The organism is Paraburkholderia megapolitana (genome assembly GCF_007556815.1).
GTDB classification, from domain to species: domain Bacteria; phylum Pseudomonadota; class Gammaproteobacteria; order Burkholderiales; family Burkholderiaceae; genus Paraburkholderia; species Paraburkholderia megapolitana.
In genome coordinates this window covers 1,619,483-1,645,624 of the sequence record NZ_CP041745.1, presented here as the reverse complement: position 1 = coordinate 1,645,624, position 26,142 = coordinate 1,619,483, and the positions used below count along the sequence as shown (strand labels likewise).

The following is a 26,142-nucleotide window of genomic DNA, read 5'->3' as shown; positions in this document are numbered from 1 at the left end:
ATACCGGCAAATCCCCGCCAGTGATAGACTTCCCCGCCGGAGATGGCATTCTCCGTTAACCGCCCTCGTGGCTGATGATGCCTGCCTAGCCCGGATCACTGCGGACGCGGCATCATGTCGTTTGCAGTCCGGCCTGTCGACTTTTCGGCTTCCAGGCCCTTCTCCCGCTCATGTATCTGTCCATTCTCGCCGTCGGCATCGGCGGTGCTGCCGGTTCGCTGCTGCGCTGGCTCCTCGGTATCCGTCTGAACGCAGTATTCCCCGCCCTGCCGCTCGGCACCCTCGCGTCCAATGTGATCGCCGGCTACGTGATCGGCGTCGCCGTCGCGTACTTTGCCCGCAACCCGGGCGTCGCGCCCGAATGGCGGCTCTTTATCATCACGGGGTTAATGGGCGGCCTGTCCACCTTCTCGACCTTCTCGGCCGAAGTGGTCCAGCGCCTGCAGGAAGGCCGGCTCGGCTGGGCGGCGGGAGAAATCGCGATCCACGTCTGCGCCTCGCTGGCGATGACCGTGCTTGGCATTGGCACAGTCGCGCTGGCGACCCGTTGAAGCAGGCATGCGAAATGCATGTTTTTCGTCGGTAAAAATCGCAGCCAAAAAAAAGGCGCCACGTGACCGTGACGCCTTGAAAAGTTCTAGCCATTCCGAGGGCCGTGCTAGAACCTGAGAGAGGGGATCCGAAAGCGCTGGAACCGCTGGCCGGGGATACTGCCAGAAGTATTGGGCTGGCCGGGAAACCGCATAATGGCTTCAAGTCCAGCTAAGAGACACGGCATACAAAGGCCGCTTTCGAAATAGGGTTCCATTTTTTATGGTTATGCTGACTAAGTCAAGAAAAATCTGATGTGGTTCGCCAGGTACTTCTTTTAAAGCCCTATACAATAATTCGTCATAAAAAAAGGCCTCGAACCGCCGACACAAGGGGATCGCCCGCGTCTGTCCGGTAGAACGGCAGATGCGTCCAGAGTGGCTAAACTGAAATAAAGTTCCATAAAACGACATGAACCAGCTTCCGACGCCCTCCCGCCGCGCCGACCCCGTCAAAGACAAAGACGGTTCCGGCGACGAGGTTACGGCGCTCGCACGCGGCCTGACTGTATTACGGCGTATTGCTGCCGCCGATGCACCCCTCAGCAACCGCGAGCTCACCGAGCAGACCGGCATTCCGAAGCCAACCGTCTCCCGCATCACCGCCACGCTTGTCAGTGCGGGCTTCCTGTTCCGCCTGCCCGACAGCGAACGCTTCGTGCTCACATCGTCGGTACTTGAACTGAGTAACGGCTTCCTGCGCAATTTCGACATCCGCGCGCGCTCGCGGCCCTTCCTGATCGAACTCGCCGAACGTACCTCGCTGTCGGTGCATCTCGCGGTGCGCGACCGGCTCGATATGGTCGTGATCGACGCGATCCGGCCGAGATCGGCGGTACTCGTCTCGCGGCTCGAAATCGGTTCGCGGATGGACTTGTGCCGCACCGCAGTCGGACGCGCGTATCTCGCGGCATTGAACGACGTCGAACGGGAAAAATTGCTGACCGGTTTGCAGGCTGCCTCCGGCGACGACTGGGGCTATCTGAGCAACCGCCTCGAAAGCGCGTTGCAGGAAACGGCGACCCAAGGCTTCGCGATTGCGACCGGCGAGTGGTACGACGGGCTCAACGCGATCGCCGCGGGCTTTATCGGACCGTCCGGTGAACGGTATGCCGTCAATTGCGGCGGCTCGGCGCACCAGTGTCCACGCGACTGGCTGATTTCGCGGGCCGCGCCCGCGCTGCTCGCCTGTATTGCCAGGATCGTGCAGGAGATCGGCGGCTCGCCGGGTCAGCGGCTCGACGACTAGCCGTACGAAAGCACCGACATCCGCGCGAGTACCCTTACTGCGCGTAATCAACCGAAAAATACCCGGCTGGACTGGAGCAAAGGGCCCGACGTAGCATCATGGTTTTGCGTGCGCGCGGGCGCCCGCGCAGTCGCCGCTGCATGTGCGAAGCCGGTGGCCGCTTCCGGCATCGCGAGCTACGAAAGGCTGCATTCCGGTCCGCTTACATCCTGATATCGCCGGGCTTACCTTTTTTCGTGCGTCTCGCGTAGCATCGCGCTAAAACCGGCCCGCGGCACCGACCGTCGCGCCCAACCTGCCCGCCGCGACACGTTCCGCCGACACATCGCATCCCGCACCATTCCACATCAGTCAACGAGAACCGATGGACGAACAACAACAGCATCCAGAAGACAAACCGCGCCAGCCCGACCCGGTCCGTCCGGCACACGGCGCATCGGGTACGCCCGCCACCGGCAAATCGCATCGTGCCCGGAACATCGGATTGATCGTTGTCGTGCTGGCAATCGCGGCGCTTGTACTGTTCCGCTGGCATCCGTGGGGTGGACCATCCGGTGCAGGCGCGCCGGCCGAGGCAGGTGGTGGTGGACGTCACGGCGGGCGCGGTGCGGGTGCCGGTCCAGGCGGTGCGATGCCGCAACCGGTACACGTCGCAACCGCGACGCAAGGCGAGATGCCGGTCGTGCTGACCGCGCTCGGCACGGTTACACCGCTCGCGAACGTTACCGTTCGCACGCAGTTGTCCGGCACGCTGCAGACCGTCGCGTTCAAGGAAGGCCAGATGGTGAAGAAGGACGATCTGCTCGCGCAGATCGATCCTCGGCCGTATCAGATCTCGCTCGACAATGCCCAGGGCACGCTCGCGCGCGATCAGGCGCTGCTCGCTACCGCCCGTCTCGATCTGAAGCGCTATCAGACGCTGCTCGCGCAGGATTCGATCGCGAGCCAGCAGGTCGATACCCAGGCTTCGCTCGTCAAGCAGTACGAAGGCACGGTCAAATCCGACCAGGCCAATATCGATACCTACAAGCTCGACCTGATCTATGCGCGCATCACTGCGCCGGTATCGGGCCGCGTCGGTTTGCGCCAGGTCGATTCTGGCAACTACGTGACGCCAGGCGACACCAACGGCATCGTCGTGATCACGCAGTTGCAGCCGATCAGCGTGATCTTCACGACCTCGGAAGACAACCTGCCCGCGATCATGAAACAACTGGCGGCCGGCACGAAGATGTCGGTGACCGCCTATGACCGCAGCAACACGACGTCGCTGGAAGGCGGCTACCTCGAAACCATCGACAACCAGATCGACACCACGACCGGCACGCTGAAGCTGCGCGCGAGCTTCGCTAACGATCACAACACGCTGTTCCCGAATCAGTTCGTCAACACGCGGCTGCTCGTCGATGTGATCCGCAACGCGACGATCGTGCCGACGTCGGCGGTGCTGAATGGTTCGATGGGCCAGTTCGTCTACGTCGTGAAACCGGACAACACGGTGACCGTGCGTCAGGTCAAGGTCGGTCCCGTCGACGGCGAACGCACCAGCATCCAGTCCGGCTTGCAGCCCGGTGAGCGTGTGGTGATCGACGGCTCGGATCGCCTGAAAGAAGGCGCGAAGATCACGATTCCCGCAGACCGGCCACGCGGTGCATCGGGAGCATCGGGTGCACATGGCGCACATGGCTGGGCCTCCGGTGCAGCGGCGGCATCCGGCGCGCGTCGCCACCGCAGACATCCAGCACAAGACTCCGAATAAAAGGCACGGCTAATCCCGCATGAATCCCTCCCGCGCCTTTATCCTGCGCCCCGTCGGCACCGCGCTGCTGATGGCGGCAATCATGCTGGTGGGGCTCGTCGCACTGCGCTTTCTGCCGCTGTCGGCGCTGCCCGAGGTCGACTATCCGACCATCCAGGTACAGACCTTCTATCCGGGCGCGAGCCCGGACGTCATGACATCGTCGGTGACCGCGCCGCTCGAACGGCAGTTCGGGCAGATGCCGTCGTTAAACCAGATGTCGTCGCAAAGCTCGGCGGGTTCGTCGATCATCACCCTGCAGTTCAGTCTCGATCTGCCGCTCGACATCGCCGAGCAGGAAGTGCAGGCCGCGATCAACGCGGCCGGCAACCTGCTGCCGTCCGATCTGCCCGCGCCGCCGATCTACGCGAAGGTCAATCCGGCCGACGCGCCGATCATCACGCTCGCGATTACCTCACAGACGATGCCGCTCACGCAGGTGCAGGATCTCGCCGACACGCGGCTCGCACAGAAGATTTCGCAGGTCGCGGGCGTCGGCCTGGTCAGCCTGTCGGGCGGGCAACGACCCGCCGTGCGGATTCAGGCGAACCCGCGCGCGCTTGCGGCCTACGGCCTGAATCTTGACGATCTGCGCACGACGATCTCGAACCTCAACGTCAACACGCCGAAGGGCAATTTCGACGGTCCGACGCGTGCCTACACGATCAATGCAAACGATCAGTTGACCGATGCCGACGCCTACAAGTCCGCGGTCATCGCCTACAAGAACGGCCGCGCGGTGATGCTGACCGACGTCGCGACGATCGTCGCCGGCGCGGAGAACACCAAGCTCGGCGCGTGGGTCGACAACACACCGGCAATCATCCTGAACGTGCAGCGCCAGCCAGGTGCGAACGTGATCCAGGTGGTCGACAGCATCAAGGCGCTGCTGCCGCAACTACAGGAGTCGCTGCCCGCTGCGCTCAATGTACGCATCGTCACCGACCGCACCACGACGATCCGCGCGTCGGTACGCGACGTGCAGTTCGAACTGCTGACCTCGGTCGTGCTGGTCGTGCTGGTGATGTACCTGTTTCTCGCGAATGTCTACGCGACGATCATCCCGAGTCTGTCGGTGCCGCTGTCGCTGATCGGCACGCTCGCCGTGATGTACCTGTGCGGCTTCTCGCTCGACAACCTCTCGCTGATGGCGCTGACGATCGCCACCGGTTTCGTCGTCGACGACGCGATCGTGATGATCGAGAACATCGCGCGCTACGTCGAGGAAGGCGAGGCGCCGCTCGAAGCGGCGCTGAAGGGCTCGAAGCAGATAGGCTTCACGATCATTTCGTTGACGGTGTCGCTGATCGCCGTGCTGATTCCGCTGCTATTCATGGGCGACGTGGTAGGCCGGTTGTTTCATGAATTCGCGATCACGCTCGCGGTGACAATCGTGATCTCGGCGGTGGTATCGCTGACGCTCGTGCCGATGATGTGCGCGAAACTGCTACGCCACACACCGCCTAAAGAAAGCCATCGCTTCGAAGCGAAGGCGCACGCGTTTATCGACTACGTGATCGGCCGCTACGCCGTCGCACTCACGTGGGTGCTCGACCGGCAGCGCTCTACGCTGGTCGTGGCACTCCTCACGCTGGTATTCACCGCGCTGCTGTACATCTTCATTCCGAAGGGCTTCTTTCCGGTGCAGGACACCGGCGTAATCCAGGCGATCACGCAGGCGCCGCAGTCGGTGTCGTATGCATCGATGGCCGAGCGCCAGCAGGAGCTTGCCGCCGAAATCCTGAAGAATCCGGATGTGGACAGCCTGACGTCGTTCATCGGTGTGGACGGCAGCAACATCACGCTGAACAGCGGCCGGATGCTGATCAACCTGAAGCCGCGCGACGACCGCAGCAACACCGCCAGCGACGTGATCCGCCATCTGCAGCACGAGGTCGCGCATATCCCCGGCGCTACGTTGTACATGCAACCGGTGCAGGATCTGACGATCGACTCGACGGTGAGCCCGACGCAGTATCAGTTCATCCTAACGTCGCCGAACATCGAAGAATTCTCGACCTGGGTGCCGAAGCTCGTCGACCGTCTGCAGCAAGCGCCCGAACTCGCCGACGTCGCCACCGACCTGCAAAGCAGCGGCCAGTCGGTCTACATCGAGATCGACCGGGCCACCGCGTCGCGCTACGGCATCACACCCGCCACCGTCGATAACGCGCTCTACGACGCATTCGGCCAGCGCATCATCTCGACGATCTTCACGCAGTCGAACCAGTACCGCGTGATCCTCGAAGCGCAGCCAAGCATCCAGCACTACACCGAGTCTCTGAACGCGATCTACCTGCCCTCGTCCACGTCGACCGGCGGCCAGGTGCCGCTCGCCTCGATCGCGAGTTTCCATGAACGGCCGTCGCCGCTGCTCGTGACGCACCTGAGCCAGTTCCCCGCCACTACGGTGTCGTTCAATCTCGCACCGGGTGCATCGCTCGGCGCGGCGGTGAAGGCGATCCAGCAGGCGGAGAAAGAGGTCGGCCTGCCCGCCTCGTTCCAGACGCGCTTCCAAGGTGCCGCGCTCGCGTTCCAGGCTTCGCTGTCGAACGAACTGTTCCTGATCCTCGCGGCGATCGTCACGATGTATATCGTGCTCGGCGTGCTGTACGAAAGCTTTATTCATCCGATCACGATCCTCTCCACGCTGCCGTCGGCGGGTGTCGGCGCGCTGCTTGCGCTACTCGTCTCGGGGCATGACCTCGACATCATCGGCATCATCGGGATCGTGCTGCTGATCGGTATCGTGAAGAAGAACGCGATCATGATGATCGACTTCGCGCTCGAGGCCGAGCGCGAACAGGGCAAACCGCCACGCGAAGCAATCTACCAGGCGTGTCTGCTACGCTTCCGCCCGATCCTGATGACGACAATGGCTGCTCTGCTCGGCGCACTGCCGCTGATGCTCGGCACAGGCGCCGGGTCCGAGTTGCGTCACCCGCTCGGTATCGCGATTGCGGGCGGCCTGATCGTGAGCCAGTTGCTGACGCTGTTCACGACCCCGGTGATCTATCTCGGCTTCGATTCGCTGGCGCGGCGTGCACGTGCGCGGTTCGGCGGTGGTAGCGAAACGCCGCCGCCTGCCACCGATGCTGGAACTGAAGCATGATGCGCGTCGACTACGCTCCCCGCCTGCATCGTGCGTCGAGCGCGGCGGCCGTGCTTGAGGCCGCCCGCCAGGAGGTCTCTTGAACCTCTCGCGCCCGTTCATCCAGCGCCCGGTCGCCACCACGCTGCTGGCGATCGGCATCGCGCTCGCCGGCATGTTCGCGTTTGTCAAGCTGCCGGTCGCCCCGCTGCCGCAGGTCGACTTCCCGACCATCTCGGTGCAGGCAAGCCTGCCGGGCGCGAGTCCGGAAACTGTCGCCACCAGCGTTGCGAGTCCACTCGAGCGACATCTCGGCTCGATCGCCGACGTCACCGAAATGACGTCGAGCAGTTCGGTCGGCAGCGCGCGCATTACGTTGCAGTTTGGTTTGAACCGCGACATCGACGGTGCCGCGCGCGATGTGCAGGCGGCCATCAATGCGGCACGTGCCGACCTGCCCGCGAGCCTGCGCAGCAACCCGACGTATCACAAGGTCAACCCGGCAGACGCGCCGATCCTGATTCTCGCGCTGACTTCGAACACGCTGCCGGCCGGCCAGTTGTACGATTCCGCGGCAACCGTGCTGCAGCAGTCGCTGTCGCAGGTGGATGGGATCGGCGAAGTCGACGTCGCCGGCTCGGCGAGTCCGGCCGTGCGTGTTGAACTCGAACCGCAAGCGTTGTTTCACTACGGCATCGGCCTAGAGGATGTGCGCGCCGCGCTCGCATCGGCGAACGCGAACAGCCCGAAGGGTTCGATCGAGTTCGGGCCGAACCGCGTGCAGATCTATACCAACGACCAGGCGTCGAAGGCCATCCAGTACAAGGACCTCGTCATTGCCTATCGCAATGGTGCCGCGGTGAAGCTGTCGGACGTCTCGGAAGTGGTCGATTCTGTGGAAGACCTGCGCAACCTGGGGCTCACGAACGGCAAGCGCTCGGTGCTCGTCATCCTGTATCGCCAGCCGGGCGCGAACATCATCGAGACGATCGATCGCGTCATTGCAATGCTGCCTCAGTTGAAGGCATCGCTGCCGGCCGACGTCGAGGTACTTCCCACCGCCGACCGCTCCACCACGATCCGCGCATCGCTGAGAGACACCGAGCGCACGCTGATCATCGCGGTCGCGCTCGTCGTGATGGTCGTGTTCCTGTTCCTGCGCAACTGGCGCGCCACGCTGATTCCGAGCGTCGCCGTGCCGATCTCGATCATCGGCACGTTTGCGGCGATGTATCTGCTCGGCTTCTCGATCGACAATCTATCGTTGATGGCGTTGACCATCGCGACCGGCTTCGTCGTCGACGATGCTATTGTTGTGCTCGAAAATATCTCACGGCACATCGAGAACGGTGTGCCGCGCATGAAGGCCGCCTTTCTTGGCGCGCGCGAAGTCGGCTTCACAGTGCTGTCGATCAGCGTGTCGCTCGTCGCGGTGTTTTTGCCTATCTTGCTGATGGGCGGGATCGTCGGGCGGTTGTTTCGCGAATTCGCACTGACGCTGTCGCTTGCGATCGGCGTGTCGCTGATCGTGTCGCTGACGCTTACGCCGATGATGTGCTCGCGGCTACTGCGCGAACCACGCGACCAGCAGAAAGAAGGTCGCTTCGGCCAGTGGCTCGAACGCGGTTTCACGCGCATGCAGCACGGCTACGAACGCACGCTCAACTGGTCGCTGCGCCATCCGCTGCTGATCCTGTTCATCCTGCTCGTGACAATCCTGCTGAACATCGCGCTGTATGTGATCGTGCCGAAGGGGTTCTTCCCGCAGCAGGATACCGGGCGGTTGATCGGCGGCATTCAGGCCGACCAGAGCACATCGTTCCAGGCGATGAAAATCAAATTCTCCGAGATGATGTCGATCGTGCAAAAGAACCCGGCTGTCGACAGTGTGGTCGGTTTCACCGGCGGCCGGCAGACCAACTCGGGCTTCATGTTCGTCGTCCTCAAGCCGGAGAGCAAACGCAAGCTCTCCGCCGATGAAGTGATCGCGCAACTGCGCGTACCGCTCTCCGACGTGGCCGGTGCCCGCACCTTCCTGCAGGCGGTGCAGGACATTCGCGTGGGCGGCCGGCAATCGAATGCGCAGTACCAGTTCACGCTGCTGTCCGATACCACCGAAGATCTCTACAAGTGGGGGCCACTCCTCACCGAAGCACTGCAGAGCCGCCCCGAACTCGCGGACGTGAACTCCGACCAGCAGCAAGGCGGGCTTGAATCGATGGTGACGATCGATCGATCGACCGCCGCGCGGCTCGGCATCAAGCCGGCGCAGATCGACAACACGCTCTATGACGCGTTCGGTCAGCGCCAGGTGTCGACGATCTACAACCCGCTAAACCAGTATCACGTCGTGATGGAAGTCGCGCCGAAGTACTGGCAGAGCCCCGACATGCTCAACCAGATCTGGATCAGCACGTCGGGTGGCAGCGCGAGCGGCGCGCAAACGACCAACGCGGCGGCGGGCACGGTAATCGGACCCACCACTGGCACGACTCGCACCGCGATTGGCGGCACCGGTGGCACGACCGTGACGAGCGCAGCCAGCATCGCCGCAGACTCCGCGCGCAACCAGGCGATCAACTCGATTGCGGCGAGCGGCAAGTCGAGCGCATCGTCGGGGGCCGCGGTGTCGACGTCGAAGGAAACGATGATTCCGCTATCGGCAATCGCGAGCTTCGGTCCGGGCAATACGCCGCTTGCCGTGAACCACCAGAGCCAGTTCGTCGCCTCGACGATCTCGTTCAATCTGCCGCCGGGCAAGTCGCTGTCGGATGCAACCCAGGCCATCTACGACACGATGGCGCAGATCGGCATGCCCGCGACGATCCACGGCAGCTTCCAGGGCACCGCACAGGCGTTCCAGCAATCGATGTCGGACCAGCCGATCCTGATCCTCGCCGCCCTCGCGGCGGTGTATATCGTGCTCGGCGTGCTGTACGAGAGCTACATCCATCCGCTGACCATCCTGTCGACGTTGCCGTCGGCGGGGGTCGGCGCACTGCTTGCGCTGCTGCTCTTCAAGACCGAGTTCAGCATCATTGCGTTGATCGGCGTGATCCTGCTGATCGGTATCGTGAAGAAGAACGCGATCATGATGGTCGACTTTGCGATCGAAGCGTCACGACACGGCCTGTCGTCGCGTGACGCGATCCGCGAGGCGTGTCTGCTGCGCTTCCGGCCGATCATGATGACGACCTGCGCCGCACTGCTCGGCGCACTGCCGCTCGCGTTCGGACACGGCGAAGGCGCGGAGCTGCGGGCGCCGCTGGGGATTTCGATTGTCGGTGGCTTGATCGTGAGCCAGTTGCTGACGCTCTATACGACGCCGGTCGTGTATCTCTACATGGACCGGATTCGCGTGCGGTGGGAGAACCGCGGTGCGCGACGCGCCGCGCAATCGGCGTAACGGCTCAAAGCTTCTGCTGGATGGCCAGCATAAAAATCCGCGCCCACTGCTTCGCGTGCCGCTCGTCACCGAGCGGCAGCGACCACACTGGGCGCTTCGCATCCTTCACCTTGAGTTCGACCTGCCAGCCGCGCTGCGCATCGCGTTGCGCGGTCGCGCTTTCGAGGTCGGCAAAGATGTAGGCGCCTTGCACGCCGTCCACCTGCAGGTTGCACAACCGCTTGCCCGCGGCAAGCCGCACTTCGCCCCAACCGCCCTTCAACTCGTGGGTCCAGTCGCCGTCGCGAATGTTCGGTGCAACGTCGCGCCGACGTCGCCACCACCAGGCGATCGCCGCAATCAGCAGCGCAGCCGCGACCACAGCCACGCCGATCGCGACACCGTAGCCGTACAGCACGGCGAGCTTCTCGAACGACCACACCGCGCCGTAAATCAGCGCGATCAATACGATCAGGACAATCAGAATCGGCATGCGGACCACCATCGGAAAACTGAAAGCACGCAGGCGCTTCGCCCACGTGCCGTGAAACGGGCTACATCACGCGATTACTGCTGCTTGTGCGCGGCCGCCCACGCCTTGACGGCGTTCAGCGTGTTCTCCACGTGCTTGTCGGGCGACAGGCTCGTGTATTCGTAGAGAATCTTGCCGTCGGGTGCGATCACATACGACACCCGGTTCGCCATCGCGGCATGCATCGGCATGCCAGCGTCGTAGGCATTGATGACCTTCGAATCTTCATCGGCGGCGACCGGGAACTTGCTGCGGCACTCGCTGACCGAGAACTTCGTCAGCGTATCGATGTTGTCATGCGACACGCCGATCACCGTCGCGCCGTACTGCTTGTATTCATCGACGGCTTCGGCAAACTCGTGCGCCTCGATCGTGCAGCCTTTCGTGAACGCGGCCGGATAGAAGTACAGCACCACCGGACCCTTCTTCAGCGCATCGGCCAGTGCGTACGTGTAGGTCTTGCCGCCCAGCGAAGCCTGGGTGGTGAAATCGGGCGCCTGATCGCCGGGTTTGAGCGTCGCCGACGCGACCATCGAATGCAGGGCAAACCCCGCGCATATCAGACCTGCGGCCACTGCCGGCCACCCTTTTCGCTTCATGTCGTCACCTCGCTCGTGAATGTCAGTCATGGGCATGCTGCGCCGCGCACTCTCCGCTTTCCGGCCGGATCGTCGCGCCGCAACCGCGTCGCTATCGGACGCCGCTATTGGACCACGTTACGGCACGCCGTGCTTTTCCGCAGACCGGCGCGGGCCGGATGCTGGCGCGCGCAACCGGCATGCATGGCGCATGCGCACGCACCCTTCGTTCGCATGCCGATTACCTTGCGGCAAACTGTCAGGAAATGCTAAAGATTCGCCCGGCCCGGTCGATATCACGTTTTGATGGGTAGTTCCATCCTTCGGACCGCAGAACCGATACGGGTTGCCAGCCACAGACATGGAAGCGAACAGGATTATCGCGCCCCACCAGGGCTCCTTGCGCACGGTCATCGACCGGTTCCGAGCGCTCGGTCGGCGCGCGAAGCGCCGGCCTTTGCGGGTCGGCCCGGCAGCACGCTTCGGGTTCGAGGAGAGCGTCGGCGCGGTCGACTTCCTCGTTCATGTCGACCGCGACCTGCGCTTTCTGTACGTGTCCGACTCGAGCCTGCGCTTCATCGGCTATCACCGCGAGTATCTGCAGACCGTTACGCTGCACGATCTCATCGCTCCCGCCGACACCGCCCGCTTCGCCGCATTGCTTGCGCGCGCGAACGCCAGCGGCACAGTCGAGAAGACCACGCTCGACCTGATCAAATCGCTGACCTATCCGGTTTCCGTCGAACTGCGGGTCGTGCGCAATCATCAGGATGGTGTAGAGGGTTATGCGATCGCCGGCTTCGACGTGTCGTCGTGGCGCGCCACCGAAGCACGTCTCACACACGCGCTGCATCACGATCCGCTCACCGGCATCGCCAATCTGTCGGCGCTCGTTCCAGCGCTGCTCGATGCGCAACAGCGCGCGGACACGCTCAGCGCGCCGGCCGCACTACTGCTGCTCGACCTCGACGATTACCAGCGCGTGAACCGCGCGCTCGGCTACGATGCCGGCGACGAGATGCTGCGCGAAACTGCGCGCCGCGTTCTGGCTATCGCGAACCAGGGCGAGACGATCGCGCGGATCGCCAGCGATGAATTCGCGATCCGGATGCCGAGCCTCACACGGTCGCCCAGTTTGGCGATACGCGAACCCAAACTAGAAGCGCATTGGATCAGATTGGCCATATCCTTGGCAGTAAAGGCTATACGTTGGGCGATGTCGTTGCCGTGCAGGCAATCTTTGTGGGTGATCCGGCGAACAACGGCAAACCCGATTACGAAGGTTTTTCGAGTGTCTATCTGGAGTATTTTGGTTCGAAAACACAACCGAACATCCCTACTCGCACTCGCTCCCAGGTCGTCGGGCTGGTCGAACCAGGGTGGCTCGTTGAAATAACGGTAACCGCGGCAAAAACAGTATAAAGACGACTGCACACAATAGACCGCCGCGATTTTGGCAGGTAGCATAGACGGGCCACAGAGACCTAGAGTAAATCCAATAAGCGCCAGTTTTGGCACATTTATAAATCGCCGTCAGATACCCCATCTGCTATGGAAAACTATTATCCCGCGGGCCCCTCAAACGTACCCACTGGTTTCACGCGACCCAGCGTGTCGTATAAGCGCAAGGCCTGGCTCGCGGTAGCCGGGCTGATTACATTCATAGCGCTGTACCTCGCGTTGACCGTCTGGTTTGCCATGACGGGCGTCAATCGGCTGCTGGTACTCGGCTCGAGTTCGGGCCCGGTCGACTTCCTTGTCTGCGCGTGCAGCCTGTTTCTAACGGTGTTCCTGGTGAAGGCACTTTTCTTCATCAAGAAGGGCGAGTACGCCGGCGTGATCGAGCTTAAACGCGCAGAGCAACCGGGCCTGTTCGCCTTCCTCGACCAGGTGGCGGACGATGCCGGCGCGCCACGGCCGCACAAGGTGTTCGTGAGCGGTCGCGTCAATGCGGCGGTGTTCTACGATCTGTCGCTCGTCAACCTGGTGTTTCCTTCGCGCAAGAATCTGGAGATCGGTCTGGGTCTCGTGAACATGCTCAACCTGGGCGAGTTCAAGGCGGTCTGCGCGCATGAGTTCGGGCACTTCGCGCAACGCTCCATGGCACTCGGACGGTGGGTGTACACCACGCAGCAGATCGCGGCGCATATTGTCGGCAAACGCGATGTGCTGGATGGCTTCCTGCGACGCCTGTCGCACTTCGATATTCGCGTGGCGTGGATTGGCTGGGCGCTGGGCCTCATCGTGTGGGCGCTGCGCTCGATCGTGGATACCGGGTTCCGGCTGGTGATGATCGTTCAGCGGGCACTCTCGCGAGAGATGGAAATGCAGGCCGACCTGGTCGCTGTGTCGCTCACCGGCAGCGATGCGCTGATCCACGCACTACACCGGTTGCAGGTAGCCGACGACGCCTGGGAACGTACCGTGGGTTTCGTACGTGGCGAAGCCGGCGCCGGGCGCCCTCCACGCGACGCCTTTGCCGTGCAACAGGCCATCGCAGCACGCCTCGGACGGATCTATAACGACGCTGCTCACGGCCAACGGCCGCAGGTGCCCGCCGACGATGCCGCTGCATTTCGCGTCTTCAAGGCAGAGCTTGCGCAACCGCCGCGCATGTGGGCAACCCATCCGCTGAACCACGAGCGTGAAGAAAACGCCAAGCGCACCTATCTGTTTGCGCCGGGCGACGAGCGCAGCGCCTGGACCCTCTTCGACGACGCGCCGGCCTTGCGCGAACAGATGACCGGGAAGCTGATCGGCAACACCGAGCACGCTGTGGCTGAGCCGGACATCACACTGCAACAGCTTGACGATCAATTCACCATCGAGCAGCTCAAGCCGCATTATCGCGGCATCTATCTGGGCTTTCCGGTTACGCGTTACACCGCTCACGCCGAGGAGCTTTACGCCCAGGTGCCGGCAGACGGCGCACTCGATGTCGAAACGCTGTATCCGGCGTCGATCAGTCAGGATCTCGAGGCGTTGCGCGCGCTCGATCACGAGCATGCGCTGCTGCGCTCGCTGCGAGACGGCGTGTACACCGCCGCCGATGGCGTGATCCGTCACCGCGGACGCATCCTCAAGCACAGCGAGCTGCAGCCCGCCATCGACGCGGTGGGCGCCGAACGCGCCGAGGTGCGCGCGCGTCTGGCGGCCGTGCTCAAACATGTGCGCAGTCTGCATCAGGCGTACGCGGGACAACTGTCACCGCAATGGCATGCCTATCTGAAAGGGCTGTTGCACGTACTGCACTATGCACATCACGCCGAAGCCGAGCTGCGCGATACGCAAGCCTCACTCGCACGCTGCTGGCAGCGCGTGACCGCAACCGGATCGATCAATTCGCGCGGTGTGAAAGACGTCCTCGCCGGTGCGGAAAGCCTCCAGCGTGCGCTGAGCAACGTGTTCCGCGTGTCGGGCGCGGTACAGCCCGGTGAACGCGTTCTGGCTGAACTCGGTCAGGAAAGCTGGTCTGCCATGTTGGGCGAACTGGGCCTCGGCAACCCGGTGCGCAAGAACCTCAACGACTGGCTGCGCTTCGTGGATAGCTGGGTCAATCACGCGGCGGGCTGTCTGTCGAGACTCGGTCGCACCACGCTGGGCGAGTTGCTGCGTACCGAGGCGAGCATCGCGGCAGGTACCCGTGGCGAACCACTGCCGGACGCACCCTCTTCCGTGCCTGCGGCTCCCCCCACTTACGACACGCTCGTCATCGACACCGAGCGCTCCCAACGTGTCGAGAACCCCGATTTCTGGGAGCGATTCCGTTCGGCCAATGGGTTCTTCCCGGGGTTGGCCCGCGCTGTCGTGGCGATTGGTATCGTCGGCGCGGTGCTGGTATTCGGCTGGTCGATGGATGAGTCCACGGTGGTGGTCTACAACCCGTTGGCGCGACCCGTGGTAGCTACTGTGGACGGCCACCGCCTCGCACTTGCACCCAATGCACATGCCAGCGTCGATGTTCATGCCGGCCGCGACATTGCGGTGTCGACACGAACCCAGGACGGCGATGCGATTGAAGCATTCCGCGTACCGGTCGACCGTATCGACAAGCATCTGGTCTACACGGTGGCAAGCGCCGCGCCTCTGCGTCAATGGACGGCGACCTACGGCGCAGGCAGCGCAGAACCCGCGCGTCTGGTGCCGCCACAGCGCTGGCAGTCGACCTTCGCAGACGTACTGTTTGCCGCGCCGCCCGTCAGCATCCAGAGCAAAGCCGGAGGAGGCATCCGCACCGTACTCGACAGCGGCGATGGGATGACACCCGCCGTGCTCGTCGGGCAGTTCAAGGACAAGTCCGCGGTGGCGCCAATGCTGCTATCGCACGTTCGCTTCGATGCGCCCGACAGCACATACCTGAGCGACTGGCTGAGCCTCGCGAGCGGCACTCCTGGCTTCGACGAGGCCTTCGCGGCTCGCCGTGCGCGCTTCCCGATCGACGTGGTGGCCATGCGGTTTGAGCAGGACGCGACTAAAGGCACAGCTGCACACGATGCCGTGTGTGCGCGGCAGCGGGCGCAAGCCGATCAGGCACCCGACCAGCCGGACCTCGCCTACCTCGTCACGCGCTGCATGCCGGATGGCCCCGCTCAGGACGCCGCGTTCGAAGCCGGGCGTCGACGCTGGCCCAACTCGGCGTGGTATGCCAATGCTGCCGGCTGGAACGCCAGCTTGCACGGGCGTTACAGCGAGGCACTGGCCGACTATGAGCTGGCACTGGCTGGGAGCCCGGCGCTGCGCGAGGCCGCGGCTATCGAATCGTTGCGCATGGCGCGGCTCGTCGATCCGCAAGCCGCGAAATCCCGACAGACATTGCTGGCTCAGCAATCTCCCTCAGTACGCGATGCGCTGATGTTCGAGCCTGGCGATACGCCGCCAGCCGGTGCGTATCAGCCGATCGTTCTGCTCGCCAACGGCAAGCTCGACGATGCGGTGTCGGCATCCGATGGCTCGCCCGCTCATGCACATGTGCTGCGATTGGCGGCGGCTTCATACGGTGCTTCGGCTGAGCTACGCGCGCGCGCACAAAACCTGGCTGCGGACGAAGGCATCGACCAGGACACAGCGATATTGGCGCTTGCCATGGGAGCGCCAGCCAGTACGCCTGCCATCCAGTCGCTCCAGAAGATTCTTGCTACGGGATACGACATCCCGGATTTTCCGGCGCGGATGAATCGCTTCCTCACTCTGGCGCGGCGCGGCGATGTGGCGGCGGCGGAGCATGTTCTGGATGGTCTGCCTGTGGCACTGCGTGCGCAGGCATTGGTAGCAGGGATCTATGTGATGGGGGATCGCGCCCCCGCAGAATGGCGCACCTTTGCGCAACGTGCGTTGTTTGCGTCGGAACGGCCGTATCTGGGGTAGCGGCCTTCAGCTCAGCATCTTTTCCCCGGCGCGCAGCGTCAAAACCCGCACACCGTTTCCGGTCACGGCGACGGTGTGCTCGAATTGCGCGGACAGTTGCCCGTCGCGCGTGACGACTGTCCAGCCATCGTCTTCGGTTCGAACGGCATGTCGCCCCTGGTTGAGCATCGGTTCGATGGTGAACACCATGCCTTCCCGCAGCGCCAGGCCGGTTTGCGGCTTTCCCCAATGCAGCACCTGGGGATCTTCGTGCATCTCACGCCCGATGCCGTGCCCGCAATATTCTCTTACGACCGAATAGCCGTTTCGCCGGGCGTGCCGCTCGATGGCATGTCCGATGTCGCCAAGTCTTGCGCCTGGACGAACGGCCTTGATGCCTTTCCACATTGCTTCGTAGGTCACCTGCACGAGCCGTTCGGCTAGCGGCGATACCTCACCAACGAGGTATGTTTTGCTGGAATCGGCGATGTACCCATTTTTCTCTAACGTGATGTCGAAATTGACGATGTCTCCGCTTTGCAGAAACTCGGTCGTAGAGGGAACACCGTGGCAAACGACGTTGTTGCGCGAAGAGTTGAGCGCGTAGGCGTACCCGTACTGCCCCTTGCTTGCGGGGCGTGCGTTGAGTTCATTGACGATGAAGTTATCGACCAGGTCGTTGACCTGCATGGTCGACATACCGATCAGGCTCAGTGCATCCAGATAGCCGAACACATCCGCCAGCAACTTGCCTGACTCGGCCAGCAGTGCGATTTCTTCTGGGCGCTTCGTCATGCTGAAGCCACCTTGATGGCTTGCTCCATGACGCCCGCCGCGCGCAGTTCGCGGGCCACGATTTCGTTGAAACTCTGTGTTGGACTCATCTCGCACAGCATGCCGATCTTGATCCAGAACGCTGCTTGCGCGTTGATTGAGCGGCATGAGACTGCGCTTGCTTTGCGTATCTGGTCGTGGAGGTCGTCGTCGATGTTTACTATTCCCATGTGGCTCTCTGTATATGAAACGTATACGAATCATATACTGTTATTCGATGGCGGTGCAAGTGGCTTTTGTCGACTCCGATTTGTCGCGAAAGGAACCTGCCGCCAACGGCCGGCCATCGACGAATGATGAATCGACGACAATTTCGACGCTGCTGCCAGCCAGTAGAATTTGTCGGACTGCCCCTATACCCTGTTGCTCGCTCGCCTAGTTGGAAAAACCAATGACTCATGCAATCCGCGTCATCCGATGGGAGGAGTTGAACCCGGCCCAGAAAAACGAGGTTGAGAATTTGAAGATTTCCGATCAACAGATTGAATATGCCGGACCGACTCACCGAGCAGTCGACGCTTGCGCATCCGATCTGACTGGCGACATTCAGGGTGCGGCTATCTTCGACGGGCACGTCATTGTAGGTTTCCTTGTTCTGAAGAGGCGAAGTGCCGCACCCAGTTGGGCTTTAGCGGGAGCGGCAGTCATTTCAGCTCTACGTATCGACTTGCGCTACCAAGGTTTGGGACTGGGAACCGCTGCGCTCCGGTATCTGCCGGAATGGCTCCTGACCCACTGGACAGACACCTTGTCCATTATGCTTTCCGTCGACGAAGAGAATGAGGCTGGCCGCCGCTCGTATGCGAAAGCCGGCTGGTTGGATTTGGGAACCCGGGACAAAGGGAGAATCGGGTGGGTTCGTTATATGAAGCGCGACCTTTAGGAATTGTTTTCCGTCCCTGCCGAAGAACTGCAAGGACGTCCCTCGGCCGGTTGCGGACATTAGACATGTCGATCAAAATTGTTGACGATCCAAATATCCGACGTTCGAGATCTCACCTTTTGATGCTGCTTTCAGAAAATGAAGAACATTCAAGTCATCGACGGCGCAAGCAACTGCGTGTACGACATCTTCGCAGCAACGGATGAGCAGTTCGCGCTTATATTCCCAGGCGAGACGGACATCGCGTTCATTGATGAGGTATATGAACGTGGAAACGACGCCCAACTGGATGCGGTATTTAGTGAAATATGGAAACGTCCGATTGCCAAAAAGGATGCCAACGGCATTCACGGCATCATCTTCTACAGGTTAGATTGTAAGAAACAGTACTATCCATCCAGAAAGGATGAAAGCGCAATCAATCCAGACGGCACCTTGTTACGGGTCGAAAAAAAATCCTAGCGGGCGGCGATCCTCCGACACCAGCGTCGAACCGACCATGGACAAGACTGGTCGGTCGACACCCTCGTTTGGATCGTCCACAATCAGCGGATTGACCAACCAAGATTCAGGCGGCATCTGTCTAGACAAAGAGGGCGATATGAATCCGCGTCGCGTTCATGAACTTATGCAGAAACACTTTCCACCGGTCAATGCTGCGTCGCGTGCATGGAAGAACATTGTTGAGCACGAGGAGCTGCAGCAGAACGAGCTGCTATGCCTGCTGGACGATTTTATCTGTGCGGAGCAAGTATTAGTTGAGGTGCATCGAAAGCTTGGTGACTATCTCTCCAAAAAAGAGGCTGTCGCATTTGTCGCCATGCATGTGGGTGAAGGTGAGATTCGCATTGCCGACAGGGAGTTTCACGGATTTGTTGTGATTGCACACAATGGTGTTGCATCTGGTTGGTCAGGCGCGGCGTCGATGCAAATACGCGCTGTAGGACAGACCACTGAATGACCGCTTCCGAGAGAAACAGTCGACTCTTTTGGGTCGAGCGGAGCCGGTCGTCGTGAGGCTTAGTTCGGCCAGCTGCAACCACTCGACGCAGTGACTTATATTGTCGACAATCTAGGTCGGCGCTGAATTGTCTGACCATGCGTATCGTGACTGCTATCGTCGGCCGACGCAAATGACGTCAGTCCCGTGATATTCGGAAAAAACTGGTACGCGGCTCGGCGCGGCGCTTCAAACCCGTCAGTCAAGGGACGGTTCAAACGAGCGCAATTTCATGGTTCGTCAAACGTTGATTGCGGATGTCGTCACTAATATGAGGTGCGTAGCGAATGAGCAAATCCCCGATACAAGGGCAGGAATATCGGAGTGCGTTCAAAATCTACAGCGAGGATGGCAAACGAGCTGTCGACGTGCTGGAGTTCCGCAACGGTGAAACGTATCTCGACGAACAGGAATGGGTCGACGGCACTACATTCAGGAACCGGCATAGCGGAAGTTTGGTCGGTCCGTTCGCCTCGCCAGCAGATGCAGAAAACTTCATAGTCGCGACACCCTGGTTCCGCGGTAGCGACGCATAGGCATCCAGTTTCCGCACTCCAGTTGCATACCGTCAGCTCGTTTCTTTTTTGCGTAAGCTATGTGCGGTCATAAAAATTCAGTTAGGGTGTGTGCGAATAGATAACTCAGGGGGAGCGATGAAGGTTGCGACGGTCAAAATGTTGACGTTGTTTTTTCTTGTAAAGATGGCAATGCCCGTTTTCGCACTTGAGCCGCTAGGTCCGTTTTCTGGAAACTGGTCACATGAGTATTCTTGTGATGGCGCCACAGGTGTTTATGCTGATCGTTGCAAAGAGGGAGATCGAGACGTTTTTCAACTCGACCTTACGCAGGAGGCAGGGCAAATTTGTGGATTTCATATAGCCACCGGGCAACTGGGTAACAAGGTGGACGAAGGCGACCTGAGCGGCAATGGCCCTTCCATTTTCGGTACTGTTGACGGAAATGTGGCGACTGTCCATTTCAGAAGCGCGTGGACTGCGGAAGTGGGCGAGGCGACGTTAACCCTAACGCGTGACGCGCTGATTTGGCACGTTCTTGAACCATCGAAGAATGAGAGCTGGATTCCTAATGATGCGGTGTTAAACAGAGCTGATTTGCCGGGGGGATTTCAAAAGACGGAATGCGCGGCTCCTTCCAGACAGTGAAACCAAACTGTTCGCGGCGTTGGGGTGGGTTTGAAGACGTGGACCTATGTTCGATTTCCTTGACCGTTGGTGTATCGTTTCGTCGGGCGTATCTAACAGATAGAGTCGCCGAATGACGCCCGCGCCGGTGTGAGTTTTGTTTCAACAGGAAAACGAAGACATGCCCCGCTGGATAGTCAGTCTGTTGAACGCCGCACTAATGTTCGTGGTTCCGCTCGTCGGCTGGAGTGAATATCTGGATTTTGGAGCGAAGAGACATTGGTTTGACTATTACACAGTGACACGAGGTCTATCGAGCGAACCCCAGCGTACGTGGATCGTTGCGGGAATCTTATTGGCGCCTGCTCTTCTAGGCCTGCATCTCGCTACACCTCGTTGGCAGTGGTCGATCAAAGGTGTGTGTGCAATATGTCTGGCAGGTTTTCTTCTCGCCATGTTCCTCTGGCTCGGCTTCGCCGCGGTGCTCCATGGTTCGACCAGGATGCCTTGAATTCCAGTTGGTGAAGACCCGAATGCAATGAGGGAGCGGTGTGCGGTTGCAGTTGAACGTCTCAAGTTGAGCGAGTAACCGGCATCCGCAGCCGGTTGTCGAGTCACTTAGTTGAGTCGACTAGAGTAGTTCACCGTGGGGCCGAGTGCGGTCAAAAGCGGCCGGTCGATCCTGTCTCCAGAATTGGCGACAATGGTGCCTGTATCCACAGCCTACTTACCCCAAGCTGCTATCAATTCATTCGGAAGAGCCCATGCGAGAAACAGACACAATCGCGCTGATCGTCGACCCCGATTTCGGTGCCTTAGTTGATGATATTGCCGCGAAGGTGGCCCATACGTGGATCGTTGACTCTGACGAGAACTGCGCAGCCATCAAAGAGATCTGGCAATCATCAACGAGGCCGCTCGACCAGACGATGAAGAACGGGATCACGACTTTCCGCCGATACGGCGCGGATCGAGAAAGCTGGTGTGACGCTGTTCTGGATTCAATAGAAGACCACCACGATAGTCGCAGAGGAAATCCGGGTTACGCTCTGCTTGAGGTCTACGGAACACCTCTTACTGGTCGACTCCGGAGCTCACTTATCGAATGCGGGTTCTCGACGTTCACCGCAACTGATTTTGGTTTCCGTGCTGAGAAAGTCAAGTAAGCCGGCATTTCCCAGGTTAGGCATTCCATGCCGCGCGAATCCTATCTGCGACCTACAACGATAGCCTGGTGGTAGACAGCTCTCAGGCGAACAATCCGAATCGTAGCCCGCGACCGGCCGCTAATGAGAAAGCTGAAAGTCTGACGTGGATCGATAGCCGCCCTCCGTGTTCCCCAATCCAGGCAGCCTCTCGAACTCCATAACGCCAGCCTGACCAAACGCCCCCAAGTCTCACGAGCCCAGTTTCCCGGCTACGGCGCGAGTTGCCGCTAAGACCGCACCTCCGGAATCACCAACGCCCCACACCCCCATCCGTCACAAACACAGCCAGCAACTTCGCTGGCCGCACCGGATCCGGATTCTCCGCAAGCAGATGCAACGCACGCGGCGCTTCGAACCACGTCGCGCCACTGCGGTAATCGATTGCAGCAGCACCTTCCATCTGCGAACGAACCGTCCCCTCCAGCACGAACGCCGTCACCGATCCCGGATGCCGATGCGGGCCCGACAACGCCAGCGGCGGAAAATCGACCACTGCTGTCGTCACGGACTTGCCCGGCACATCCGGCAACGGTTCGCACGACAGCACCTTGACGTGGGTAACCGGCCGGCTGGCAGCACCGGGTTGCACAAGAGCAGGCGCACTAGAAAACATCGGTTGATCGCTCGCACTGCAGATGTCGCTCAGCCATTGCTCGACGGAACCCGCCCCGCTGCCGGCATGCTGGAGCGTCACCACCAACGGCATCAACACCAGCGCCGCGCTCGCCACGCGCGACCATGCAACGCGACGGGACATCTCCGTGCACGCGGCGCTCATCACATCGCCTCTGCCGACAGACGCAGACCAGGTTCCCAACCCAACTCACGTCGCACACGCGCATTGCTGACCACGTCATTGTCTTCAGTCACATTGAACGCGCCGTGCGCCGCATGCTGCACGGCCAGCAGCGCCGCCCACGCAGCCGCTTCCACATGCACCGGACTCGCGCCAGTCGCGCTCGCGGCACCGGTTCCCGGTCCGTACAACTGCCCATAGCGCAGCACCGCGCCATGCAGCCCGGGCGTATCGAGCACGCACCGTTCGAGCGCCGCCACACCAATCACGCTCACGCTACGCGCACCTTGCGCCTCGAGATCGAGCGGTTGTGCTTCGGTGTAGGGCTGCGCGCCAGGCGCATAAGCCCATGCGATGCTCTGCGCGACCATGCGTGCACAACCGGCCGCTACAGCCGCATCGACCAGATTGCGCGTGCCCTCGCTGCGTATCCGCGCGTTGCGGACCACGGCATCGGCCATCTGTTGCGGATCGAGACCCGCCGGCAAATCGGTCAGCTGATGAATCACGACGGTCGGCGCGACGCGCTGCACCGCCGCGCGCAACGCCGCCGCGTCGAACACGTCGACGACGACCGGAACCGCGCCCAGCGCGTCGAGCGCCGCCGATCGTTCCGCGCGCCGGGTGCTGCCGTACACCGTATAGCCCGCACGCGTCAGCAGCGGCACCAGCATGCGTCCAATGGCGCCGGTTGCGCCGGCCAGAAAGATCCGCTCGCCGGCTGCGTTTGTTGTCGTATCTGTCATGGTGCTTCTCCTTCGCTATTTTTCCTGTTCATGTACGCCAGCGTAGCGTTACGATGTCCTGTAGAAAAGATCCAAGAATGGAGAAAACGATCAGGCCATGAATACGCAGCATAACTACCTCGATGTTCTTCAGCTCGATCGCGGCCGGCGTGTGCCGCTGCATCGGCAGATCTACGAACGCATGCGCAGTGCTATCGAGCAGCGCATGCTGCAACCTGGCGACCGGGTCGCGTCGGCCCGCGCGCTCGCGAGCGAACTCGGCGTGGCGCGCAGCACCGTCGAGGCTGCTTACCAGCAACTGACGGGTGAAGGCTATCTGGTCGCGCGCGGCCAGGCCGGTACCGTCGTCTCGGCGCACCTTCCGCCGCCGGTGTCGCACGCAGTGGGACCGCGTACGGTCGACCGGCGCTCTCGCAAGCATTCAAGTGCGTCCCCAAACGCATTGCCGCAGGGCACCGCCCCGCCACCGTTCCAGCTCGGCACCCCTGCCCTCGATGCGTTCCCGCGCAAGCTATGGACACGCCTTGCCGCACGCCGGCTACGCATGACCTCCACCGCCGATATGTTCTACGGCGACCCATGCGGCTACGGCCCGCTGCGCCAGGCAATCGCAACCTATCTGCTCGTGTCGCGCGGCATCGCATGCAGACCGGAGCAGGTGTTCGTGACAGCGGGCTACCGGGCGTCGCTGGCATTCGTCGTGCGTACTCTGCTGAAGCCGGGCGAGCGCGTCTGGACCGAATATCCGTGCTATCCGCCCACACGCGACGTACTCGAACACGCGGGTAACCGTCCGGTCGCAGTACCCGTCGATAGCGAAGGAATGCTCGTCGCGCACGGCATCCGTCACGCGCCGAAAGCGCGTATGGCTGTCGTCACGCCATCGCATCAGGCGCCGCTCGGCGTGTCGCTGACGCTGCCGCGACGTTTGCAGTTACTCGACTGGGCATCGCGTACGAACGCGTGGATCGTGGAGGATGATTACGACGGCGAGTATCGCTACAGCGGTGCGCCGCTGCCCGCGCTCAAGAGTCTCGATGCGCACGATCGCGTGATCTACGCGGGCAGTTTTTCGAAGACGCTCTACCCTGGTCTCGCGCTCGGCTATCTCGTGGTACCGGAACGGCTTATCGATACGTGCAATGAGGCTGCGCGGACGTGGTCGAACGGTTGCCCGCAGATAACACAAGCTACCGTTGCCGATTTCATGTCGGTGGGTCATTTCTCGCGGCATCTGAAGAAGATGCGGCTGCTGTATGCGCGACGCCGGGCAATGCTCGTGGCGGGACTCGCGGCGGCGTTCGGCGAAAAGGTTCGTGTCGATCTCACGAGCGGCGGCATGCATCTGATCGCGCGCTTTACATCGCGCACCGGCGATCGGGAACTCGCGCGACGTGCACAGCAGGCTGGGTTGAACGCTCAGCCGCTATCGGGTCGTTACGCCGCGCGGCATAGCCATAGCGATAAGGGGCTCTTGCTGGGTTTCACGAACATCGCTTCCGCCGAAGAGGCAATGCGATTGTGTATGCGTTTGCGCGACGCGCTAAAGGGATAGCACTCAGCTCTAGCGCGCTGTCGCTATCGTTGTTGCCACACACGCCGCACGCAATACCCCTCAATCCTCAAACCGCTCCAGCCCCGACGCTTCCGCGTTGCGATCGGCCACCCCGGCCCACGCCGCCGCTTCGAGTGCAAACGCCGCGATCCGCGCAACCGTCAACGGCGCAAGCTGCACACAGAGCGCGTCAAGTTCCGCCCACGCGCCGCGCTCGAGCGCTTCGATCGCCGACAGCAGCGTGCCAAGCACGCCATCGCGTGTCAGGATCGCCGCGCGGATCGGCCGCGCCAACGTCAGTACATTGAGCGTCCCTTCGAGCGACCCGCCGAACACCGCATCGACAAACGAAAACACGCCCGTCAGAAACGCCGCGTCCGCTTCATCGCGACCCGCAGCCGGCAGATGCGCGATGGCGAGTTCCATGAAACGCGCGCGCGTCGCCGCAAGCTGTAGCAGCGGGTCGTTTTCGAGTGCGACCTTGCGACCGTCCGCATACAAGAGCAATTGCGTCCAGCGAGCGATACGGTCGGTCCCGGTCGCATTGATCGCGTCGCGCAACGTCGTCACCTTGCGACCGCTAGCAAAACTGCTCGCGTTGGCGAGCCGCATCAGGTGCATCACGAGCACCGGGTTCAGCTTCAGTTCGGTTTCGAGCTGCGCGACGGTCGGCTCCGAGCCGAGCAGATGCAGCAGATTGAGCAACGCGTGGCGCGGCGCGCTCACACGCCGCGCCGACGAAGCCTGCGGACGTGCAAAGAAATAGCCCTGAAAGCGGTCGAAATCGAGCTTGAACGCCGCCTCAAAATCGGCCTGCGTATCGATGCCCGATGCGATCAGTATCTTTCCCGCCGACCTTAGCGCTGCTACGAGCTTCGGCAGCATCGCACTCGCAATACCGGTGAAATCGATCTTGACGGCCTCGGCGTAAGGCAGCAATTGCGCGAACGTATGATCGGCCTGCACCACCCCATCGAGCACGAAGCGGTAGCGCCGCGCATGCAGCGTGACGATGCGCGCGATCAGTTGATTGTCGACGGCGATGTCGGGTGGCAGTTCGAGCAGAAAGCGCTCGGTGGGCAGCATGGCAAACGACTCGTCGAACAGCATCTCGCGCGTAACGTCGAGGTAGCCGATGTGCCCAACGAGCGCGGCGCGCACGGCCGGCTGGATCGCTGCGCGCACAACCGGGTGCACGCCCACGAGCCGGTCGGGTATGGGAATGGCGGTGGCATGGAGATCGGCATCGCCTGGTTGCGCCGCGCGGGCTTTCAGTTCGTAACCGCACAGCATCGCATCGCGATCGAGCAACGGCTGACGCGCAAAATAAACCTGCTCTTCGATACTGCCCGTCATGCCCGGCACGGCTTGACGGCGCGGATCTTCGGCCGCGATCGTATTCATTCCAGTCC

The 26,142-nt window shown here is 61.6% G+C and carries 21 protein-coding genes, 1 pseudogene and 1 riboswitch; of the genes and pseudogenes, 15 read left to right on the top strand and 7 right to left on the bottom strand.

Features of this window, described 5'->3' with window-relative positions; all coding sequences use genetic code 11:
- The first annotated feature begins 29 nt into the window (after positions 1 to 29).
- A riboswitch (Fluoride riboswitch) is annotated at positions 30 to 91 on the top strand.
- A 79-nt stretch (positions 92 to 170) separates the two neighbouring features.
- From crcB to FNZ07_RS20775, 5 genes are all read left to right on the top strand, one after another.
- Entirely contained in the window at positions 171 to 551 is a 381-nt protein-coding gene (crcB, locus tag FNZ07_RS20795; RefSeq protein ID WP_091018830.1) for a fluoride efflux transporter CrcB, read from the top strand.
- A gap of 451 nt (positions 552 to 1,002) precedes the next feature.
- Positions 1,003 to 1,839, top strand: coding sequence for an IclR family transcriptional regulator (locus FNZ07_RS20790; protein WP_091018832.1), 837 nt, complete (start codon positions 1,003 to 1,005; stop codon positions 1,837 to 1,839).
- 364 nt (positions 1,840 to 2,203) lie between these two features.
- Complete coding sequence (locus FNZ07_RS20785) at positions 2,204 to 3,598, top strand: MdtA/MuxA family multidrug efflux RND transporter periplasmic adaptor subunit (RefSeq protein ID WP_091018834.1); 1,395 nt, start codon at positions 2,204 to 2,206, stop codon at positions 3,596 to 3,598.
- A 19-nt stretch (positions 3,599 to 3,617) separates the two neighbouring features.
- Positions 3,618 to 6,749, top strand: a complete 3,132-nt coding sequence (locus tag FNZ07_RS20780; protein WP_091018836.1) for an MdtB/MuxB family multidrug efflux RND transporter permease subunit — start codon at positions 3,618 to 3,620, stop codon at positions 6,747 to 6,749.
- Positions 6,750 to 6,828: 79 nt separating this feature from the next.
- Positions 6,829 to 10,134: an efflux RND transporter permease subunit gene (locus FNZ07_RS20775; protein WP_091018838.1), complete on the top strand. Its 3,306-nt coding sequence runs from the start codon at positions 6,829 to 6,831 to the stop codon at positions 10,132 to 10,134.
- Between the two features lie 4 nt (positions 10,135 to 10,138).
- Here the strand turns inward: FNZ07_RS20775 and FNZ07_RS20770 are convergent, their stop codons facing one another.
- Positions 10,139 to 10,606 carry a hypothetical protein gene (locus FNZ07_RS20770; RefSeq protein WP_091019167.1) on the bottom strand — a complete coding sequence of 156 codons (468 nt, stop codon included), beginning with the start codon at positions 10,604 to 10,606 and terminating at the stop codon, positions 10,139 to 10,141.
- 74 nt (positions 10,607 to 10,680) lie between these two features.
- Positions 10,681 to 11,244, bottom strand: a complete 564-nt coding sequence (locus FNZ07_RS20765) for a peroxiredoxin (protein WP_091018841.1) — start codon at positions 11,242 to 11,244, stop codon at positions 10,681 to 10,683.
- A gap of 340 nt (positions 11,245 to 11,584) precedes the next feature.
- Here FNZ07_RS20765 and FNZ07_RS20760 point away from each other — a divergent pair.
- The 3 genes and pseudogenes from FNZ07_RS20760 to FNZ07_RS20755 all read left to right on the top strand — a co-directional run.
- Positions 11,585 to 12,373, top strand: a pseudogene (locus tag FNZ07_RS20760) (diguanylate cyclase domain-containing protein); the annotation flags it as partial.
- A gap of 17 nt (positions 12,374 to 12,390) precedes the next feature.
- Complete coding sequence (locus tag FNZ07_RS34550; RefSeq protein ID WP_409373400.1) at positions 12,391 to 12,645, top strand: Rid family hydrolase; 255 nt, start codon at positions 12,391 to 12,393, stop codon at positions 12,643 to 12,645.
- Between the two features lie 189 nt (positions 12,646 to 12,834).
- Complete coding sequence (locus tag FNZ07_RS20755) at positions 12,835 to 16,587, top strand: M48 family metallopeptidase (protein ID WP_211367982.1); 3,753 nt, start codon at positions 12,835 to 12,837, stop codon at positions 16,585 to 16,587.
- A gap of 6 nt (positions 16,588 to 16,593) precedes the next feature.
- Here FNZ07_RS20755 and map read toward each other — a convergent pair whose 3' ends face one another.
- Positions 16,594 to 17,361 carry a type I methionyl aminopeptidase gene (map, locus tag FNZ07_RS20750; protein ID WP_091018856.1) on the bottom strand — a complete coding sequence of 256 codons (768 nt, stop codon included), beginning with the start codon at positions 17,359 to 17,361 and terminating at the stop codon, positions 16,594 to 16,596.
- Positions 17,358 to 17,570, bottom strand: a complete 213-nt coding sequence (locus tag FNZ07_RS20745) for a ParD-like family protein (RefSeq protein WP_091018858.1) — start codon at positions 17,568 to 17,570, stop codon at positions 17,358 to 17,360. Before FNZ07_RS20745 ends, map begins: the two co-directional genes overlap by 4 nt.
- A gap of 221 nt (positions 17,571 to 17,791) precedes the next feature.
- On the opposite strand from FNZ07_RS20745, the gene FNZ07_RS20740 reads away from it, so the two are divergent.
- The 6 genes from FNZ07_RS20740 to FNZ07_RS20715 all read left to right on the top strand — a co-directional run bounded on the left by FNZ07_RS20740 (position 17,792) and on the right by FNZ07_RS20715 (position 21,591).
- Positions 17,792 to 18,283, top strand: coding sequence for a GNAT family N-acetyltransferase (locus FNZ07_RS20740; protein ID WP_091018860.1), 492 nt, complete (start codon positions 17,792 to 17,794; stop codon positions 18,281 to 18,283).
- A 138-nt stretch (positions 18,284 to 18,421) separates the two neighbouring features.
- On the top strand, positions 18,422 to 18,745 hold the full coding sequence (locus FNZ07_RS20735) for a hypothetical protein (RefSeq protein ID WP_091018862.1): 324 nt from the start codon (positions 18,422 to 18,424) through the stop codon (positions 18,743 to 18,745).
- 37 nt (positions 18,746 to 18,782) lie between these two features.
- A complete protein-coding gene (locus FNZ07_RS20730; RefSeq protein ID WP_245811722.1) occupies positions 18,783 to 19,244 on the top strand; it encodes a hypothetical protein in 462 nt (153 codons plus the stop codon).
- A 326-nt stretch (positions 19,245 to 19,570) separates the two neighbouring features.
- Complete coding sequence (locus FNZ07_RS20725) at positions 19,571 to 19,819, top strand: hypothetical protein (RefSeq protein WP_091018866.1); 249 nt, start codon at positions 19,571 to 19,573, stop codon at positions 19,817 to 19,819.
- 117 nt (positions 19,820 to 19,936) lie between these two features.
- A complete protein-coding gene (locus FNZ07_RS20720; protein WP_143098164.1) occupies positions 19,937 to 20,446 on the top strand; it encodes a hypothetical protein in 510 nt (169 codons plus the stop codon).
- Between the two features lie 743 nt (positions 20,447 to 21,189).
- Positions 21,190 to 21,591, top strand: a complete 402-nt coding sequence (locus FNZ07_RS20715; RefSeq protein WP_091018870.1) for a hypothetical protein — start codon at positions 21,190 to 21,192, stop codon at positions 21,589 to 21,591.
- A 289-nt stretch (positions 21,592 to 21,880) separates the two neighbouring features.
- Here the strand turns inward: FNZ07_RS20715 and FNZ07_RS20710 are convergent, their stop codons facing one another.
- Positions 21,881 to 22,390 (bottom strand): cupin domain-containing protein, encoded by a 510-nt coding sequence (locus FNZ07_RS20710; protein WP_322789497.1) that lies wholly within the window; start codon positions 22,388 to 22,390, stop codon positions 21,881 to 21,883.
- Between the two features lie 20 nt (positions 22,391 to 22,410).
- Complete coding sequence (locus FNZ07_RS20705) at positions 22,411 to 23,175, bottom strand: NAD-dependent epimerase/dehydratase family protein (protein WP_091018872.1); 765 nt, start codon at positions 23,173 to 23,175, stop codon at positions 22,411 to 22,413.
- A 97-nt stretch (positions 23,176 to 23,272) separates the two neighbouring features.
- On the opposite strand from FNZ07_RS20705, the gene pdxR reads away from it, so the two are divergent.
- Positions 23,273 to 24,730 carry a MocR-like pyridoxine biosynthesis transcription factor PdxR gene (pdxR, locus tag FNZ07_RS20700; RefSeq protein ID WP_091018874.1) on the top strand — a complete coding sequence of 486 codons (1,458 nt, stop codon included), beginning with the start codon at positions 23,273 to 23,275 and terminating at the stop codon, positions 24,728 to 24,730.
- A 60-nt stretch (positions 24,731 to 24,790) separates the two neighbouring features.
- On the opposite strand, the gene FNZ07_RS20695 is transcribed toward pdxR, so the two are convergent.
- The gene (locus FNZ07_RS20695; RefSeq protein ID WP_091018877.1) at positions 24,791 to 26,134 is read right to left on the bottom strand and encodes an EAL and HDOD domain-containing protein; all 1,344 of its coding nucleotides are present in this window, start codon (positions 26,132 to 26,134) and stop codon (positions 24,791 to 24,793) included.
- Between the last annotated feature and the right edge of the window lie 8 nt (positions 26,135 to 26,142).

What these genes read in the sequence shown, in the direction of transcription:
- pdxR (WP_091018874.1), top strand. Translation starts at nt 23,273, where the DNA reads ATGAATACGCAGCATAACTACCTCGATGTTCTTCAGCTCGATCGCGGC.
- FNZ07_RS20745 (WP_091018858.1), bottom strand. Translation starts at nt 17,570, where the DNA reads ATGGGAATAGTAAACATCGACGACGACCTCCACGACCAGATACGCAAA.
- FNZ07_RS20715 (WP_091018870.1), top strand. Translation starts at nt 21,190, where the DNA reads ATGCGAGAAACAGACACAATCGCGCTGATCGTCGACCCCGATTTCGGT.
- crcB (WP_091018830.1), top strand. Translation starts at nt 171, where the DNA reads ATGTATCTGTCCATTCTCGCCGTCGGCATCGGCGGTGCTGCCGGTTCG.
- FNZ07_RS20790 (WP_091018832.1), top strand. Translation starts at nt 1,003, where the DNA reads ATGAACCAGCTTCCGACGCCCTCCCGCCGCGCCGACCCCGTCAAAGAC.
- FNZ07_RS20720 (WP_143098164.1), top strand. Translation starts at nt 19,937, where the DNA reads ATGAAGGTTGCGACGGTCAAAATGTTGACGTTGTTTTTTCTTGTAAAG.
- FNZ07_RS20730 (WP_245811722.1), top strand. Translation starts at nt 18,783, where the DNA reads ATGGACAAGACTGGTCGGTCGACACCCTCGTTTGGATCGTCCACAATC.
- FNZ07_RS20765 (WP_091018841.1), bottom strand. Translation starts at nt 11,244, where the DNA reads ATGAAGCGAAAAGGGTGGCCGGCAGTGGCCGCAGGTCTGATATGCGCG.
- map (WP_091018856.1), bottom strand. Translation starts at nt 17,361, where the DNA reads ATGACGAAGCGCCCAGAAGAAATCGCACTGCTGGCCGAGTCAGGCAAG.
- FNZ07_RS20695 (WP_091018877.1), bottom strand. Translation starts at nt 26,134, where the DNA reads ATGAATACGATCGCGGCCGAAGATCCGCGCCGTCAAGCCGTGCCGGGC.
- FNZ07_RS20705 (WP_091018872.1), bottom strand. Translation starts at nt 23,175, where the DNA reads ATGACAGATACGACAACAAACGCAGCCGGCGAGCGGATCTTTCTGGCC.
- FNZ07_RS20770 (WP_091019167.1), bottom strand. Translation starts at nt 10,606, where the DNA reads ATGCCGATTCTGATTGTCCTGATCGTATTGATCGCGCTGATTTACGGC.
- FNZ07_RS20710 (WP_322789497.1), bottom strand. Translation starts at nt 22,390, where the DNA reads ATGTCCCGTCGCGTTGCATGGTCGCGCGTGGCGAGCGCGGCGCTGGTG.
- FNZ07_RS20785 (WP_091018834.1), top strand. Translation starts at nt 2,204, where the DNA reads ATGGACGAACAACAACAGCATCCAGAAGACAAACCGCGCCAGCCCGAC.
- FNZ07_RS20735 (WP_091018862.1), top strand. Translation starts at nt 18,422, where the DNA reads ATGAAGAACATTCAAGTCATCGACGGCGCAAGCAACTGCGTGTACGAC.
- FNZ07_RS20725 (WP_091018866.1), top strand. Translation starts at nt 19,571, where the DNA reads ATGAGCAAATCCCCGATACAAGGGCAGGAATATCGGAGTGCGTTCAAA.
- FNZ07_RS20740 (WP_091018860.1), top strand. Translation starts at nt 17,792, where the DNA reads ATGACTCATGCAATCCGCGTCATCCGATGGGAGGAGTTGAACCCGGCC.
- FNZ07_RS20780 (WP_091018836.1), top strand. Translation starts at nt 3,618, where the DNA reads ATGAATCCCTCCCGCGCCTTTATCCTGCGCCCCGTCGGCACCGCGCTG.